17 protein-coding genes and 1 pseudogene are annotated in these 15,070 nt (G+C 69.9%); 6 read left to right on the top strand and 12 right to left on the bottom strand.

All coding sequences use genetic code 11. From position 1 onward, the window contains the following. Window positions 1–182 precede the first annotated feature (182 nt). Together LDO11_RS12655 and LDO11_RS12650 are read left to right on the top strand one after the other, a co-directional pair. The gene (locus LDO11_RS12655; protein ID WP_435574645.1) at window positions 183–908 is read left to right on the top strand and encodes an SGNH/GDSL hydrolase family protein; all 726 of its coding nucleotides are present in this window, start codon (window positions 183–185) and stop codon (window positions 906–908) included. A gap of 90 nt (window positions 909–998) precedes the next feature. Then, window positions 999–1,391, top strand: coding sequence for a hypothetical protein (locus LDO11_RS12650; protein ID WP_129136600.1), 393 nt, complete (start codon window positions 999–1,001; stop codon window positions 1,389–1,391). A gap of 131 nt (window positions 1,392–1,522) precedes the next feature. On the opposite strand, the gene LDO11_RS12645 is transcribed toward LDO11_RS12650, so the two are convergent. Further along, window positions 1,523–2,179, bottom strand: a complete 657-nt coding sequence (locus LDO11_RS12645; RefSeq protein WP_232141861.1) for a C40 family peptidase — start codon at window positions 2,177–2,179, stop codon at window positions 1,523–1,525. A gap of 109 nt (window positions 2,180–2,288) precedes the next feature. Then, window positions 2,289–3,296: an isoaspartyl peptidase/L-asparaginase family protein gene (locus LDO11_RS12640; protein WP_255683467.1), complete on the bottom strand. Its 1,008-nt coding sequence runs from the start codon at window positions 3,294–3,296 to the stop codon at window positions 2,289–2,291. Between the two features lie 95 nt (window positions 3,297–3,391). Between LDO11_RS12640 and LDO11_RS12635 the strand changes: the two genes are divergently transcribed. Next, entirely contained in the window at window positions 3,392–3,967 is a 576-nt protein-coding gene (locus tag LDO11_RS12635; protein WP_232141860.1) for a S8 family peptidase, read from the top strand. An 81-nt stretch (window positions 3,968–4,048) separates the two neighbouring features. Here the strand turns inward: LDO11_RS12635 and LDO11_RS15965 are convergent, their stop codons facing one another. From LDO11_RS15965 to LDO11_RS12610, 6 genes and pseudogenes are all read right to left on the bottom strand, one after another. Further along, on the bottom strand, window positions 4,049–4,429 hold the full coding sequence (locus LDO11_RS15965) for an ABC transporter permease (RefSeq protein WP_435574650.1): 381 nt from the start codon (window positions 4,427–4,429) through the stop codon (window positions 4,049–4,051). A 111-nt stretch (window positions 4,430–4,540) separates the two neighbouring features. Next, window positions 4,541–5,227, bottom strand: a pseudogene (locus LDO11_RS15960) (ABC transporter permease); the annotation flags it as partial. A gap of 50 nt (window positions 5,228–5,277) precedes the next feature. Next, window positions 5,278–5,970, bottom strand: coding sequence for an ABC transporter ATP-binding protein (locus LDO11_RS12625; protein WP_232141858.1), 693 nt, complete (start codon window positions 5,968–5,970; stop codon window positions 5,278–5,280). Further along, entirely contained in the window at window positions 5,967–7,496 is a 1,530-nt protein-coding gene (locus LDO11_RS12620) for an efflux RND transporter periplasmic adaptor subunit (RefSeq protein ID WP_232141857.1), read from the bottom strand. The genes LDO11_RS12625 and LDO11_RS12620 overlap by 4 nt, the downstream gene beginning before the upstream one ends. A 153-nt stretch (window positions 7,497–7,649) precedes the next feature. Further along, the gene (locus tag LDO11_RS12615; protein ID WP_232141856.1) at window positions 7,650–8,918 is read right to left on the bottom strand and encodes a sensor histidine kinase; all 1,269 of its coding nucleotides are present in this window, start codon (window positions 8,916–8,918) and stop codon (window positions 7,650–7,652) included. 18 nt (window positions 8,919–8,936) lie between these two features. Further along, window positions 8,937–9,650, bottom strand: a complete 714-nt coding sequence (locus LDO11_RS12610) for a response regulator transcription factor (protein ID WP_232141855.1) — start codon at window positions 9,648–9,650, stop codon at window positions 8,937–8,939. Window positions 9,651–9,782: 132 nt separating this feature from the next. Between LDO11_RS12610 and LDO11_RS12605 the strand changes: the two genes are divergently transcribed. Beyond that, the gene (locus tag LDO11_RS12605) at window positions 9,783–10,130 is read left to right on the top strand and encodes a DMT family protein (RefSeq protein ID WP_232141854.1); all 348 of its coding nucleotides are present in this window, start codon (window positions 9,783–9,785) and stop codon (window positions 10,128–10,130) included. 9 nt (window positions 10,131–10,139) lie between these two features. Here the strand turns inward: LDO11_RS12605 and LDO11_RS12600 are convergent, their stop codons facing one another. The 4 genes from LDO11_RS12600 to nudE form a co-directional block, all read right to left on the bottom strand. Beyond that, window positions 10,140–10,442, bottom strand: coding sequence for an Mpo1-like protein (locus tag LDO11_RS12600; RefSeq protein ID WP_232141853.1), 303 nt, complete (start codon window positions 10,440–10,442; stop codon window positions 10,140–10,142). A gap of 122 nt (window positions 10,443–10,564) precedes the next feature. Continuing rightward, complete coding sequence (mazG, locus tag LDO11_RS12595) at window positions 10,565–11,425, bottom strand: nucleoside triphosphate pyrophosphohydrolase (RefSeq protein WP_255683466.1); 861 nt, start codon at window positions 11,423–11,425, stop codon at window positions 10,565–10,567. Then, entirely contained in the window at window positions 11,392–12,201 is an 810-nt protein-coding gene (cysQ, locus tag LDO11_RS12590; RefSeq protein WP_232141852.1) for a 3'(2'),5'-bisphosphate nucleotidase CysQ, read from the bottom strand. Before cysQ ends, mazG begins: the two co-directional genes overlap by 34 nt. After that, complete coding sequence (nudE, locus tag LDO11_RS12585; RefSeq protein ID WP_232141851.1) at window positions 12,188–12,742, bottom strand: ADP compounds hydrolase NudE; 555 nt, start codon at window positions 12,740–12,742, stop codon at window positions 12,188–12,190. Before nudE ends, cysQ begins: the two co-directional genes overlap by 14 nt. A gap of 38 nt (window positions 12,743–12,780) precedes the next feature. Between nudE and bioA the strand changes: the two genes are divergently transcribed. Next, entirely contained in the window at window positions 12,781–14,178 is a 1,398-nt protein-coding gene (gene bioA / locus LDO11_RS12580) for an adenosylmethionine--8-amino-7-oxononanoate transaminase (RefSeq protein WP_232141850.1), read from the top strand. A 151-nt stretch (window positions 14,179–14,329) separates the two neighbouring features. Then, window positions 14,330–15,067: a 16S rRNA (uracil(1498)-N(3))-methyltransferase gene (locus LDO11_RS12575; protein ID WP_232141849.1), complete on the top strand. Its 738-nt coding sequence runs from the start codon at window positions 14,330–14,332 to the stop codon at window positions 15,065–15,067. Window positions 15,068–15,070 lie beyond the last annotated feature (3 nt).

Below are 15,070 nucleotides of genomic sequence, written 5' to 3'. Positions count from 1 at the left end.
GTGCCGCGACGGCGCGCGGACAATACGGAAAACGCGGCAGTCATGGACATCGGATCGCGGGCACTGTGACGGGCCGGAAGCCCGACATTCTGCCACAGCGGATACACACGCCGTCAGCGTGGCGACCCCGGGTTTGCATCGCGCCCACGGCCCTGCTTGACTGGCCATCCGACCGCGATGCGATGCCGCCGATGCCGTTCACGCTCCGCCTGCTCCGCAGCCTGCTGGCCGCCACGTTGCTTTGCACCGGCATCGCGGGTGCCGGAACGCCCCCGGCTGCGGCGACGCCCGGGGCACTGCCGCTGGATCCGGTGTCGTCACCGGCCTGGATCGAGGACATGGCGCGTTTTGCCGCCGAAGATGCGGCGCGGCCGCCGCCGATGCGACCGGTGGTGTTCACCGGCAGCTCGTCGGTGCGGATGTGGCCGGACCTGGAGCGCGCGTTCGGCGACCTGCCGGTGCTCAACCGCGGCTTCGGCGGTTCGCAGTTCCGCGATGCCGTGCATTACGCCGACGAGATCGCGATCCGCTACCGGCCGCGCCGCGTGCTGGTCTATTCCGGCGACAACGACCTGATGTCCGGGCGCAGCCCCGCGCAGGTCGCCGCCGACGCGCGCCGCTTCGCCGCCCGCATCCATCGCGAGCTGCCCGGAACGCCGGTCGCCTTCATCGCGATCAAGCCCAGTCCGTTCAACGCGCACCGGCTCGGGCAGCAGCGCGAGGCGAACGCACTGATCGCCAACTGGGCGCGACGCCAGCCGGATGTCGACTACATCGACGTGTTCACCCCGATGCTCGATGCCGACGGCCGCCCACGTGCCGAGCTGTTCCTGGCCGACGGGCTGCACCTCAATGCGCAGGGCTATGCACTGTGGCGCCGGCTTGTCGGCGCGTACCTCGGCCGGTGATGCGCGCGGGTGATGGTCGGGATCCCGGACACGTGCACCCTCGGCACACCTGCGGATTCGCCTGCTGAAATTCCAACCGGAGTAGCCACCATGTCCAATACGTTCGCCCAGACCACGCCGGTGGCCCTGCTGCCTGACGACCCCGACCATGCGGCCATCGCCGATGCGGCGGCCGCACCGGTGCTCGCAGCCACCGACCAGCGCGCGACGGTGCGCATCGAGCGCGTGGACACCCTCGGCCCATGGGCGTTCGTGCAGGGGCGCCTCGAGGCGCCGGGTGGCGGCCGGCCGGACTACGCCGGCACTACGTTCGCGGAGCGCGCCGCGCAGGGCGGCATGTCCGACCTGCACGTCGCGCTGCTGCGCCGCGACGAGGACAGCGACGCATGGATGCTGGTGGACCACGCCATCGGCCCGGGCGATGTCGCCTGGCTCACCTGGCCGACCACGCACGCCGCGCCGCGCCAGCTGTTCGGGTTCTGAGCGCTGACGGCGATACGTCGCAACGGTCGGCAACGCCGCAACACGACGATACGCCACGGCCACGCTCGTCCGCAGGCCCGACAACGCGAAAGGCCCGGTCAGTGACCGGGCCTTTCTCATGCGCGATGGGGTCAGCGTGGCGGGGTGATGATCTCGTAGCGTCCCGAAGCGCCACCCCAGCTGATGCTCTGGGTGCCGTCGTTGTTGACGTTGTTGGAACCGATGAAGCGCGGTTGCCCGTTCTCGAAGCCTGAAAACAGCACGACATGCGATTGGCCGTCGCGCTGCATCAGCACCACGTCGCCCGGACGCGCGTCCTGCAGGGAAACGGTCTGCCAGCCGTCACCCTTGAGGTTGCTGGCCAGCTGGTCCACCGACGCACTGCCCTGGCTGGCGTCGATCACCCCCGCCTCCTGCAGGCAGGCGGACACGAAGTTCGCGCAGTTCACGTTGTCCGGCACCCAGGTCTGCATGGGCAGCTGGCCGCTGTGCTTGAGCTCGCCGACATGGGTGCCGAGGAACTGCTGCGCGATCGATGCGGCGTTGCCACCGCGGGCCATGGCATCGGTGCCGGCCACGGCCCGGGTGCCGATCGCGGTGGAGGCGCTGTCGGCACCCGCCGCGCCCTCGCCACCGCCCAGCCGCAGCGAGGCGCCGGCGTAGATCACGTCAGGGTTGCTGATGCCAGGGTTCAGCGCCATCAGCGCATCGATGGTGGAGCCGTTGCGCTGGGCGATCTGCGACAGCGTGTCGCCCCAGGCAATGGTGTGGTTTGCGATCGCGGTCATGGCAGGTGTTCCGCTGCAGCGAGGATGCCTGCAGTCTCGGCGCGCGCGGCCCGCGCCCACAAGCCGGGGCCAACCCGGATAGGGTCGACCCGAGGTCGCAGCGGCGGCGTCACTCGTCTCCGAAGATCGCCACGCCGCGGCGCCCGTCGGCGCCGATCCACCCGCGATACATGCCCGGCGTATTGAACGGCAGCGCGATGTTGCCCTGCGCATCGAGCGCGATCACCCCGCCATCCCCGCCCTGCGCCGGGATGACCTCGCCGATGACGTGGCCGCCCGCATCGGCGAGGCTGTCGCCGCGGTAGGCCACGCGCGCGCAGATGTCGTGCGCGACCGCGTTGCGGATGAAGAACTCGCCCCAGCCGGTTGCCGACACGCCGCAGCGATCATCGGCCCAGGTACCGGCACCGATGATCGGCGCATCGCCGACGCGGCCCCAGCGTTTGTTGGTCATGCCGCCGGTGGACGTTGCCGCGGCGATATGGCCATGGCTGTCGAGCGCGACCGCGCCCACCGTGCCGAAGTAGGCATCGCGCGCGACCGGCACGTCGAGCCCGGCCTGGCGTTGCGCCTCGTTGGCCTGCGCGCGCTGGAGCTGCTCGCGGCGCTGCGGGGTATCGAACCAGTCGTTGGGCACGCGCTCGAGATCGGTGTGGTCGTCGGCGAAGCGCTCGGCGCCATCACCGATCAGCATCACGTGCGGCGACTGTTCCATGACCCGGCGTGCGAGCCGCACCGGGCTGCGCACGGTCGATACCGCCGCCACCGCACCGGCGCGCCGGGTATGGCCCTCCATCACCGATGCATCCAGTTCGTGGCGTCCTTCGGCGTTGAACACCGCGCCCTTGCCGGCATTGAAGTACGGCGACTCCTCCAGCACGCGCACGCTGGCCTCGACCGCATCGAGCGCGGCGCCGCCGCCTGCCAGCACCGCGTGCCCGGCGTCGAGCGCGGCATCAAGCGTCTCGCGTATCGCGCATTCGGCATCGGCCGACATCGCCTTGCGCTCGATGACACCGGCGCCGCCATGGATCACCAGCGCCGTCGGTCGCGCCTGCGCAAGCGCGGCATCGGGTGCACCCAGCAGAAGTGCGCAGCAGAGCAGGAAGGTTCGCATGTCGATCTCCGTGAAGAGCGCGGAAGCATAGCAACGCGAACATGCCGACTTCCGCGCAGTGCGGTGACGCAGCGCGTCAAACGCCACCCCTGCACATGGCCAAGCAGGTGCGGCTGGTCCCGGTACGCGTGTTCGGCTGCACCGGCGGCAGCACCAACTCGACGATCATCGCCGGTATCGACTGGGTGCGCGCCAACCGCGTGCTGCCGGCGGTGGCCAACATGAGCCTGGGCGGCGGCGCATCCACCGCCACCGACAACGCCACCAACAACCTGATCAACAGCGGCGTGACCGTGGTGGTCGCAGCCGGCAACAGCAATGCCAATGCCTGCAACTACTCGCCGGCACGGGTGACCAACGCGGTGACGGTGGGCTCGACCACCTCCACCGACGCGCGCTCGTCGTTCTCCAACTACGGCAGCTGCGTGAACATCTTCGCGCCCGGCTCGTCGATCACCTCGGCATGGTCGACCAGCACCTCGGCCTCCAACACCATCAGCGGCACGTCGATGGCGTCCCCGCACGTGGCCGGTGCGGCGGCGCTGTACCTCACCAACAATCCGTCGGCATCGCCGGCCACGGTGCGCAACTGGCTCTACACCAACGCCACCACCAACCGCCTGAGCGGCATCGGCAGCGGTTCGCCGAACCGGTTGCTGTACACGCGCTAGTCGCGGACGGCGTCGCCCCGTTCCCTCGTCGGCGGGGCGCGCCGGCATCGCAGGGCCGCACCTCCGGGTGCGGCCTTTGCGCTACTGCCGCAGCGCCTCGATCGGATCGAGCTGCGAGGCCTTGCGCGCCGGGTAGTAGCCGAAGAACAGGCCGGTGGCCACCGAGAACCCCGCGGCCATGCCGATCACGTTGGCATTCAATGCCACCGGCAACGAGCCCATGCGGCTGACCAGCAACGCGCCGACCACGCCGAGCGCAATGCCGATCGCACCGCCGATCAGCGAGATCAGCATCGCCTCCGCGAGGAACTGCCGCCGCACATCCGACGGGCCCGCACCAACCGCCATGCGCAGGCCGATCTCCCGGATCCGTTCGGTCACCGACACCAGCATGATGTTCATGATGCCGATGCCGCCCACCACCAGCGAGATGGTGGCCACCGCGCCCAGCAGCAGCGACATCAGCCGCGTGGTGGCGGTCCGGGTGGCGACGATCTCGGCCATGTTGCGCACGGTGAAATCGTCCTCGTCGCCGGGGCCGATGCGGTGGCGCTGGCGCAGCAGCGCCTCGAGCTCGGACTGCACGTAGCCGAGGTCCTCGACATCGTTGACGGTCAGCGCGATCTGCATCACCGCGCGCGGTGGCAGCCCCATCGCGCCGAGCAGGCTGCGTCGGCCGGTGGCCATCGGCACCATGATCACGTCGTCCTGGTCCTGCCCCCAGCCGCCCTGCCCCTTTGGCGCCAGCGTGCCGGCGACAGTGAACGGAACGCGGCCGAGGCGGATGGTCTCGCCGACGCCGCTGGCATCGCCGAACAGCTGCCGGCGCACGGTTTCGCCGAGGATCGCCACCTTTCCCGCGCCGGTGTAGTCCTGCGGCTGGAAGCCGTCGCCATCGGCCAGCGTCCAGCCGTTGATGGCGAAGAAGTCAGGCTGCACGCCCTGCCAGCTCGCCGCCCAGTTGTTCTCCGCATATACCGCCTGGGTGTTGCCGCGCAGCGAGCCCGACACGTACTGCACTTCCGGAATTTCCTCGCGGATCGCGTCGACGTCGCCCTCGGTCAGGGTGAAGAAGCTCGACGACGCACCCCGTGCGCCGCCCGGCCCACGGCGCGAGCCGGGCGAGATGTCGAGCCGCTGCGAGCCGAGCCCCGAGACCAGCTTGTCCAGCTCGGCCTGGGTGCCCTGGCCGACCGACACCATCACGATCACCGCGGCGATGCCGATGATCACGCCCAGCGACGTCAGCGTGCTGCGCATCCAGTTGCCACGCAGCGCGTGGATGGCGGTGCGCAGGATGTCGGAGAAGTTCATCGCGCTTCCTCGTGCAGCTCGCCGTCGCGCATGACGAAGGTGCGGTCGGCGTGCGCGGCCACCTCGGCGTCATGGGTGATCAGCACCACCGTATGGCCGTCGTCGCGCAGGCGCTTGAACAGCGCCAGGATCTCCTCGCCGGTCTTCGAATCCAGCGCGCCCGTGGGTTCGTCGGCAAGCAGCACCGGCGGCTGGTTGATCAGCGCGCGGGCGATCGCCACGCGCTGCTGCTGGCCACCGGAGAGTTCGTTGGGCCGATGCCCGGAACGGGCGCCCAGCCCCACCGATTCCAGCGCCGCCTGCGCGCGCTCCACGCGCTCGGCCGGCGGCACCCGCGCATAGCCCAGCGGCATTGCCACGTTCTCCAGCGCGGTCATCCGAGGAAGCAGGTGGAAGCCCTGGAAGACGAAGCCGATCTTGTCGCGGCGCAGTTCGGCCAGCGCTTCGGCATCGAGCGTGGCGACGTCGATGCCGTCGCACAGGTACTGCCCGCCGGATGGCGTATCCAGGCAGCCGATGAGGTTCATCAGTGTCGACTTGCCCGAACCCGACGGCCCCATGATCGCGACGAAATCGCCATGCATGATGCGCAGGTCGACGCCGGCCAGCGCGATCACCTCGGCTTCGGTGCCGGGCGAATAGACCTTGCCCAGGCCGCGGGTCTCGATCACCGGGACCGCTGCATTCATGGTGCCGCGCGCTCGCCGGTGATGACCAGGTCGCCTTCGGCGAGGTCGCCGGCGATCTCGGTGGCGCTGCCGTCGCTCGCCCCCACGCGCACCATCACCGCGCGCGGCTGGCCGTCGACCAGCCGGTACAGCGGTGCGCGGCGGGCACCGACGATGGCATTGAGTGCGCGATCCCAGCGCGCACGCTGGTTGTCGTCGAGGGTGGCGCGGAACGACGCGAAGTCCTGCTGGTAACGCTGCATCATGCGCTGGCGGATCTGCGCGGCCATGTCGCCGCCCCCGGACGAAACCACGCGCATGCCGGGCCCGCCGAACATGCCGCCGCCCGCGCCCTGCGCCGGCGCGGCCGCCTGGCGCGCGGCCATGCGTTCGCGGATCGCCGCGAGTGCCTCGTCGAACGCCGACTGCTGCTGCGCGGTGAGCTCCAGCTCCTGCGCGGCCCGGGCGAGGTCGTCGGCAACGCCACTGCCTCCGCCGCCGCGCGGGCCAGAGCCCTGCGACGCGGCCAGCTGCGCATCGCTGGGCTTGTAGCGCAGCGCGGCGTTGGAGACCTTGAGCACGCCATCGCGGCGGCTGACCTCGATCTCGGCATTGACCGTCAGCCCCGGCAGCAGGGTGCGGTCGCTGTTGTCGACGCTGACCACCACCGGGTAGGTGATCACGTTGTTGGTGTTGGTCGCCGACAGCCGCACCTGCGCGACCTCGCCACGGAACTGGCGATCCGGGAACGCATCGACGCTGAAGCTCACGCCCTGTCCGACCTCGACCTGGCCGATGTCGGCCTCGTCGACCTCGAGCTCGATCTGCATCTTCGACAGATCCTCGGCGATGGTGAACAGCTCCGGTGCCTGCAGGCTGGCGGCCACGGTCTGGCCGGGCTCGATATTGCGGACCAGCACCACGCCGTCGACCGGTGAGCGGATCACGGTGCGCTCGAGGTTGACCTGGCTGGTGCGGGTGGACGCGGTCTGCTGGGCGATCTGCGCACGCGCCGCATCACGCTGGGCGCGCGCCTGGTCAAGCGCGGTACGCGACAGGTCCACATCGGCGCGTGCGACCAGCTGGGTGTCGCCGAGGTCGGACTTGCGCCGGTAGTCGAGCTCGGCGTTGCGCAGCGCCGCTTCCGCCTGCGCCAGCGATGCACGTGCGCTCGACACCTGGGCGTTTCCCTGGTCGATCTGCGCCTGGTAGGTGCTCGGATCGATGCGCGCGATCACCTGTCCGGCCTCGACGGTGTCGTTGAAGTCCACCAGCACATCGGTGACCTGGCCGGAGATCTGCGAACCCACGATGACCGTGCTGGTCGCGCTCAGCGTGCCGGTGGCGGAGATCGCCACCCGGATGTCGCCGCGCTCCACCGGCACGGTGCGCCACTGCCCTTCGCCCGTCGATGCACGGCTGCCCTGCCACCACCAGACGCCACCGGCGACCAGCGCCAGCGCGAGCACCGCGATCGCGGGCTTGAGGAAGCGCGGGGCACGGCCACGCGGGGAGGTGGCGCGGGAAGACGGCTTGGCTGGGCTCATGGCTGCAAAATGATGGAGATCGGAGAGGAGAACGCGCGCGGGTCGCGCACGTTGACAGGGCGACGCGCGCGACGCCAGAGCGATCGCTGCTGCCGCCACGGTTGCAACCGAGTCGCAACCGCGGAAGCGGCGCGCGCCGGCGCCGCCGACGGCTCACCCGTAGCGGATGGTGGCCGTGGTGCCCTGTCCGGGCTGGCTTTCCAGGCTCACCGGCCAGCCGAAGCGCTCGCCCAGCCGGCGCACGATCGACAGGCCCATGCCCTTGCCCGAGCGGAACGGGTCGGCACGGTAGAACGGGTCGTAGACGCGCTGGAGCACCTCGGGCGACATGCCGATGCCGGTATCGCGCACCAGCACCCGGTCGTCGAGCACTTCGACCTCGATCGATCCTTCCTCGGTGAAGATGCAGGCATTGCTGAGCAGGTTGCCCAGCATCACCCCGAGCACGCGCGGTGGCGCATCCAGCCGCGGGCGCGTGTGGCCGGTGACGCGCAGCTCCACCGGCTTGCCCTGCAGCAGCGGCTGCACCTTCTCGACTTCTTCCATGACCACGTCATGGACATCGAAGTCCTCGCCCTGCACGGCGATGTCGTCCTCGCGTGCAAGGATCAGGAAGGCGTCGATCACGGCCTCCATGTCCCGGGTGGCGCGGTGGATGCGCTGCAGCGAGCGGTGCGAGCGTTGCGGGATCGCGTCGTCGGCCAGCAGCATGTCGCTGGCGACGCGGATGACCGTCAGCGGCGTGCGCAGCTCGTGGCTGGCATCGCGGGTGAAGTCGCGCTCGCGCTGCACGAACGCCTGCACCCGCGCCGACAGCGTGGTCAGCGCATTGCTGAGCTGGTCGACCTCGCGCCCGACCTCGCCGGGAATGCGCTCGGGAATCAGGCTGCCCGGGTCGGCGGCATCCGGATCCCAGCGCGAGACCTCCTCGGCCAGCCAGCTCACCGGGGCCACCAGCCTGCGCGTGGTGCGGTAGGTGAACCAGCTGAACAGGTGGATCGCGGCGATGCCGCCCAGCATCAGCAGTGCGCCCATCATCCACAGCGTGCGGCGCGCGTGGGTGAGATCCATGCTCAGGACGAGCACGCCCACGTCGCGCCCTTCGACGAGCACGTCGCGGCCTTCGCTCGCCAGGTAATGGTGGCCTGCGGACAGCCGGCGCAACGTCGGCGGCAACCGGTCCGCGGCACCGCGGCGCAGGAAGTAGCCGTGCACGAGGTCGGTCTCGGGCAGCACCGGGTTGGCCGGATCCCGCTCGATGAGCGACCAGTATTCGTCGGCCTGCGCACGCAGGCGCGCATCGACGAGTACCCGCAACACGGTGGAGAACGCGATGGTGACGCCCAGAACGATGACCAGGCTGCCGAGGGCAGCCTGGATCATGAACGCAACGCGGACTTTCCTGGGGATTCCCTGGGGCATCGGATGCTACGGCCGGCCTCAGGCCGGAGACTGCTCGATGTCCGCGATCCGGTACCCAGCGCTCTGGACGGTGTGCAGCAACGGCTTGTCGAACGGCTTGTCGATGGTCTTGCGCAGATTGTAGAGGTGGCTGCGCAGGGTATCGGAATCCGGCAGGCTGTTGCCCCAGATCTCGCGCTCGATCTCCTGCCGGCTGACCACGCGCGGCGACTCGCGCATCAGGATCGTCAGCAGCTTCAGGCCGATCGGCGACAGCTGCAGTTCCTGGCCGGCACGGGTGGCACGCAGGCTGGCCGGGTCGAGCACGAGGTCCGCGACCTTGAGCACTTCCGAACCGACCTCACGACGCTCGCGGCGGATCAGTGCACGCAGGCGCGCTTCCAGTTCCTGGATCGCGAATGGCTTGGTGAGGTAGTCGTCGGCACCCGACCCGAGGCCGGTGAGCTTTTCATCGAGGGTGTCGCGGGCGGTCAGCATCAGCACCGGCGTGGACTTGCGCGCTTCCTCGCGCAGCCGCTTGCAGACTTCGATGCCGTCCAGGCGCGGCAGCATCAGGTCCAGCACGATGACGTCGTAGCTGTTCTCCGAGGCCAGCCGGTAGCCGTCCAGACCATCGGACGCGTAATCGACCTCGAAGCCCTTGCCTTCGAGATATTCGCCGATCATCTCCGAGATGTTGCGATTGTCTTCGACGATCAGGACCAGACCGCCCGGCTCTTGGCTTGCACGCATGAACAGGACTCCAAAAGGATTTCAGGGGGATGCTTCAGGTTTGTGAAACTACCCGATTCCCCGGTGCAGGCCCCGTGAAGAGCGCCAGCCGCGGACGTAAGCTGATGCGCCTCCACCTGCCACCCCGATCCCATGCCCGGCTTCGAACGCGTCGCCCCGATCCTGATGCTGCTGGCCTCGAACGTGTTCATGACGTTCGCCTGGTACGGCCACCTGAAATACCGCTCGGCACCGCTGCTGCTGGCGATCGTCGCCAGCTGGGGCATCGCCTTCTTCGAGTACGCGCTGATGGTGCCGGCCAACCGCATCGGCTACGCGGTGTATTCGGCGCCCCAGCTCAAGGGCATGCAGGAGGTCATCACCCTGCTGGTGTTCGCGTGGTTCTCGAGCTGGTATCTCGGCCAGCCGCTGAAGTGGAACCACTGGGCCGGCTTCGCGCTGATCGCGGTGGCGGCGTGGCTGATCTTCCTCGAGACCTGAGGTGCGGCATCAGAAGCGGATGCGGCCGATCAGGATGTCCTTGAACATCACCCAGTCACCGACGAACGAATACAGCGGATGCCGGAAGGTGGCGGGCCGGTTCTTCTCGAAGAAGAAGTGCCCGACCCAGGCGAAGCCGTAACCGCAGACCAGCGCGGCCAGCAACCACCACCCGTTGCGCTGCCAGGCGGCAATCGCCAGCAACACGAGCACGCCGAAGCTGCCGACGAAATGCAGGCGCCGCGAGACCGGATGCGCGTGCTCGCCGAGATAGAACGGGTAGAACTCGCGGAAACTGGCGAAGCGGGACATGGCGCGTCTCCGTCACGAAGGTCGTGCCGCGATGATGCCCACCCGCCCGGCGCGCCACAACGGATTACGCGATAGCCCGCACGCCGACCTCGCGACGCATGTGTGGCCGGGCGTCGCCGGGGTCAACCCGCGTCCGGTGCTTCCCCGGCCTTGACCCTTGCCCACAGCACTTCCTGTTCATCGAGGGTGCGCTGCTCCAGTGGCCGACCCTCACCGGCCGCGATCGCTTCCATCGCGCGGAACCGCCGTTCGAACTTCAGGTTCGCCCCGCGCAACGCGCGGCCGACATCGACGCGGGCATGCCGCGCAAGGTTCGCGGCCACGAACAGCACGTCGCCGAGTTCCGCCTCCAGCCGCGCCTGCGCCGCCGGGTCATGATCATCGGCGGCGACCGCGGCGAATTCCGCCTCGACCTCGTCGAGTTCCTCGCGCAGCTTGGCGATCACCGGCGCGGGACCGGGCCAGTCGAAGCCGGTGCGCGCCGCGCGCTGCTGCAGCTTGGATGCGCGCACCCATTCCGGCAGCCCGCCGGAGATGCCTGCGAGCGCGGAGTCGTCGTGCTCGCCCCTGCCCGCACGCTCCTCGCGCTTGATGGCCTCCCAGCTGCGCGCCACGGCGTCGGCGTCGTCGCGATCGGCATCGCCGAACACATGCGGATGGCGGCGCACCATCTTGTCGCAGATCGCGCCCACCACGTCCGCGAACGCGAAGTCGCCGGCCTCTTCGGCCATGCGCGCATGGAACACCACCTGCAGCAGCAGGTCGCCGAGTTCATCCCTGAGCGCGGGCATGTCCGCGCGCGCGATCGCGTCGGCCACCTCGTAGGCCTCCTCGATCGTGTAGGGCGCAATGCTGGCGAAGTCCTGCGCGAGATCCCACGGGCAGCCGCTCCCGGGATCGCGCAGCCGCGCCATGATGTCGATGAGTTCACCGATGTCGCGCCGTCCGGTCACCTGGGCGTCCCGGGTACCCACGATCGCCATGGCAGTTCGGGATCGCCCAACGCGATGAAATCGCCATTGAGCAGGGTGTCGCGCTGGTTGTAGCGGAACGGCCTGCCCTGCGGATCCACGACCAGGCCGCCCGCACCCTCGAGGATCGCCTGCCCGGCCGCGGTGTCCCACTCGCTTGTGGGGCCGAAGCGCGGATAGACATCCATGCGCCCTTCGGCAAGTCGGCAGAACTTCAGCGAAGACCCCAGCCCGATGGCCTCGGTCCTGCCGATGCGCGCCATCAGCGCGCTGGTGCGCCCGTCGCGGTGCGAGCGGCTTGCGGCCACGCGCAGCGGGGCAAGGGCAGGCCGGCGCACGGCGATCACGCGCTCGCTGCGCCCCTCCCGCAGCCAGGCCCCGTGCCCGGGCGCGCCGAACCAGAGCGCCCCCGTCACCGGTTGCTGGATCACACCGAAGGTGGCGACGCCGTGCTCGATGAGCGCGATGTTGACGGTGAACTCGCCATTGCGCTTGACGAACTCGCGGGTACCGTCGAGCGGATCCACCAGCCAGTAACGCGACCAGCCATGGCGCTGCGCGGTCGACGCCTGGTCGGCGCACTCCTCCGACAGCACCGGCACGTCGGGCGTCAGCGCCCGCAGTCCATCGACGATGCGGTGGTGGGCGGCCAGGTCGGCGGCGGTCACCGGCGAAGCGTCGGCCTTGTGCTCGACCTCGAAGGCCCCGGCATAGACCGCGAGGATGGCGGCGGCGGCCTCGTGCGCGATCGCGATCACGCCCTCGCGCAGCGTCTCATCCACGTGCATGGCGGCGCAGGTGCTCGCGGGCGATGAACAGCGCGGCGATGGAGCGGCCTTCCGAACAGTCCTCGCGCACCACCAGTTCGTCGAGCGCGTCGAGTTTCCACGGCACCACGTCGAGTTCTTCCGGCTCGTCCCCCGGCAGGCGCTCGGGATAGAGGTCACGCGCGAGCACCACGTGGGTCTGGTGGCTCATGTAGGTGGGCGCCAGTGTGAGCGTGCGCAGCACTTCGAGGCGACGCGCGCCGTAACCGGCTTCCTCCTTGAGCTCGCGGTCGGCAGCCTCCAGCGGCGTCTCGCCGGCATCGATGCGGCCCTTCACCAGGCCGAGCTCGTAGCGGTGCAGGCCGGCGGCGTATTCGCGCACCAGCAGCACGGTGTCGTCGTCGAGCATCGGCACCACCGCCACCGCGCCATGGCCGCGGCCGTGCAGCCGTTCGTAGTGGCGGCGTTCGCCATTGGAGAACTCGAGGTCGAGGCGCTCGAGCCGGTAGGGGCCTGCGTCATGCTCGGTGATGTCATGGATGACCGGCAGGCGGCGCGTCATCGACGGCATCCGGCGGGCGGGAAGGCGATAATGCGGGCATGTCCACGAAGCATCACGATCCCGCCATTCTAGCCGAGGCCGACGCCTGGCGTTCCCGCGACCTCGCCGTGCTGTGGCATCCGTGCACGCAGATGCGCGAGCACCCCGATACCCTGCCGCTGTTGCCGGTCGCGCGCGGCGACGGCGCGTGGCTGGTCGGGCCGGACGGGCGGCGCACCCTCGATGCGGTGTCGAGCTGGTGGGTGAACCTGTTCGGCCATGCCGAGCCGCGCATCGCCGGGGCGATCGCGCGGCAGGCGCATACGCTCGAGCAGGTGATCCTTGCCGGTTGTTCGCACATGCCGGCGGTGGAACTCGCCGAACGCCTGCTGGCGCTGGCGCCGCGACAGGCCGGACGCGCCCCGCTGTCGAAGGTGTTCTACGCCGACAACGGCTCGGCCGGGGTCGAGGTCGCGCTGAAGATGGCGTTCCAGTGGTTCGCCAACCGCGGCGACGAACCACGGCGCACGAAGTTCGTGGCGCTGGAAAACGGCTACCACGGCGAGACCGTCGGCGCGCTGTCGGTCGGCGACATCCCGCTGTACCGGCGCGTCTATGCACCGCTGCTGATGGAAGCGGTGTTCGCGCCGTCACCGGATGCGTATCTCGCCGCCGAAGGCCGCTCGGCCGCCGACCATGCCGAGGACGCCGCCGACGCGCTGGCACGCATCCTCGACGACCATGCCGGCGAAATCTGCGCGCTGGTGCTGGAGCCGCGGGTGCAGTGCGCCGGCGGCATGCGCATGCACGACCCGGTGTATCTCAAGCGCGCGCGCGAGCTGTGCGACGTGCACGGCGTGTTCCTGATCGCCGACGAGATCGCGGTGGGCTTCGGCCGCACCGGCACCATGTTCGCCTGCGAACAGGCCGGCGTGATGCCCGACCTGATGTGCCTGTCGAAGGGGCTGACCGGCGGCTTCCTGCCGCTGGCCGCGGTGCTCGCCACGCAGGCGATCTACGACGGCTTCCTCGACGACTCGCGCGAGCGCGCCTTCCTGCACTCGCACAGCTATACCGGCAACCCGCTGGCCTGTGCGGCGGCGCTGGCCACGCTCGACATCTTCGACTCCGACGACGTGCTTGCGCGCAACCGCCGGACCGCGGCGCGCATGGCCGAGCTTGCCGCACCTCTGGCGGCACATCCGCACGTGGCCGATGTGCGCCAGGCCGGCCTGATCGTCGCCTTCGAACTGAGCGAGGGCGGCCGCAGGAACACACCCTTCGACCCCACCCGCCGTATCGGCCTGCAGGCCTACACGCATGCGCTCGAGCGCGGCGTGCTGCTGCGCCCGCTGGGCGACATCCTCTACTGGATGCCGCCCTACTGCATCGACGACGACCAGCTGGAACTGCTGGCCGACGTCACCCGCTCGGCGATCGAGGCGGCAACGGCGTGAGGCTGCGTAGTTTCATGCCAGGGGTCCACACGATGGCCACGGATCGGGAGCGGATCGACATGCTGCACGGGCAGCGCGCGTGCGACGCTGACCGACGTCCCGTGACCTCCCTCATCCGCGCCCATCCGCGTCCATCCGTGACCAGTCCCCCATGCGACTGACCCGCGCCCACGTCGACCTGCCACTCACGCCCGGCGCGAGGATCACGCTGCCGGAGACCGCCGCCGCGCATCTGCTCCGCGTGCTGCGCCTGCGCGAGGGCGATGCCTGCGTGCTGTTCAACGGCGATGGCCATGACTACGACGCGCGCATCGTCGCCGCCGGCAAGCGTGGTGGCGAGGCCCAGGTGGTCGACCGCCGCGCGGTGGACAACGAGTCGCCGCTGCGGATCACCCTGGTGCAGGGCGTCGCCCGCGGCGAGAAGATGGACCTGATCCTGCAGAAGGCCACCGAGCTCGGCATCGACGCCGTGGTCCCCGTGCAGAGCGACCGCAGCGAGGTGAAGCTCGACGGCGAACGCGCGCAGAAGCGGCTCGCGCACTGGACCAGCGTGGTGGTGGCCGCCTGCGAGCAGAGTGGCCGTGCGCGGGTGCCGGCGGTGGCGGCAGCCGCGCCGCTGTCGGAAGCACTCCAGGCGCTGCCGCCCGGCGGGCGGCGGCTGTTGCTGGATCCGTTCGCGGATGCCAATACGCAGTCGCTGGGCGAGCCTGCGGACCGGCGGATCGTGCTGGCTGTCGGGCCGGAGGGTGGCTGGTCCGCGCGCGACCGCAGCGTGCTGGAAACCGCGGGTTTCAGCGGCATCCGTCTCGGCCCCCGCGTGCTGCGCACCGAGACCGCCGGGCTTGCCGCGATCGCCGCGCTGCAGGCGCGCTTCGGCGATCTCGGCTGAGCC

The sequence above is a fragment of the Alterluteimonas muca genome (assembly GCF_021191595.1).
GTDB lineage: Bacteria > Pseudomonadota > Gammaproteobacteria > Xanthomonadales > Xanthomonadaceae > Luteimonas > Luteimonas muca.
This window is presented reverse-complemented; position numbering and strand designations above follow the sequence as displayed.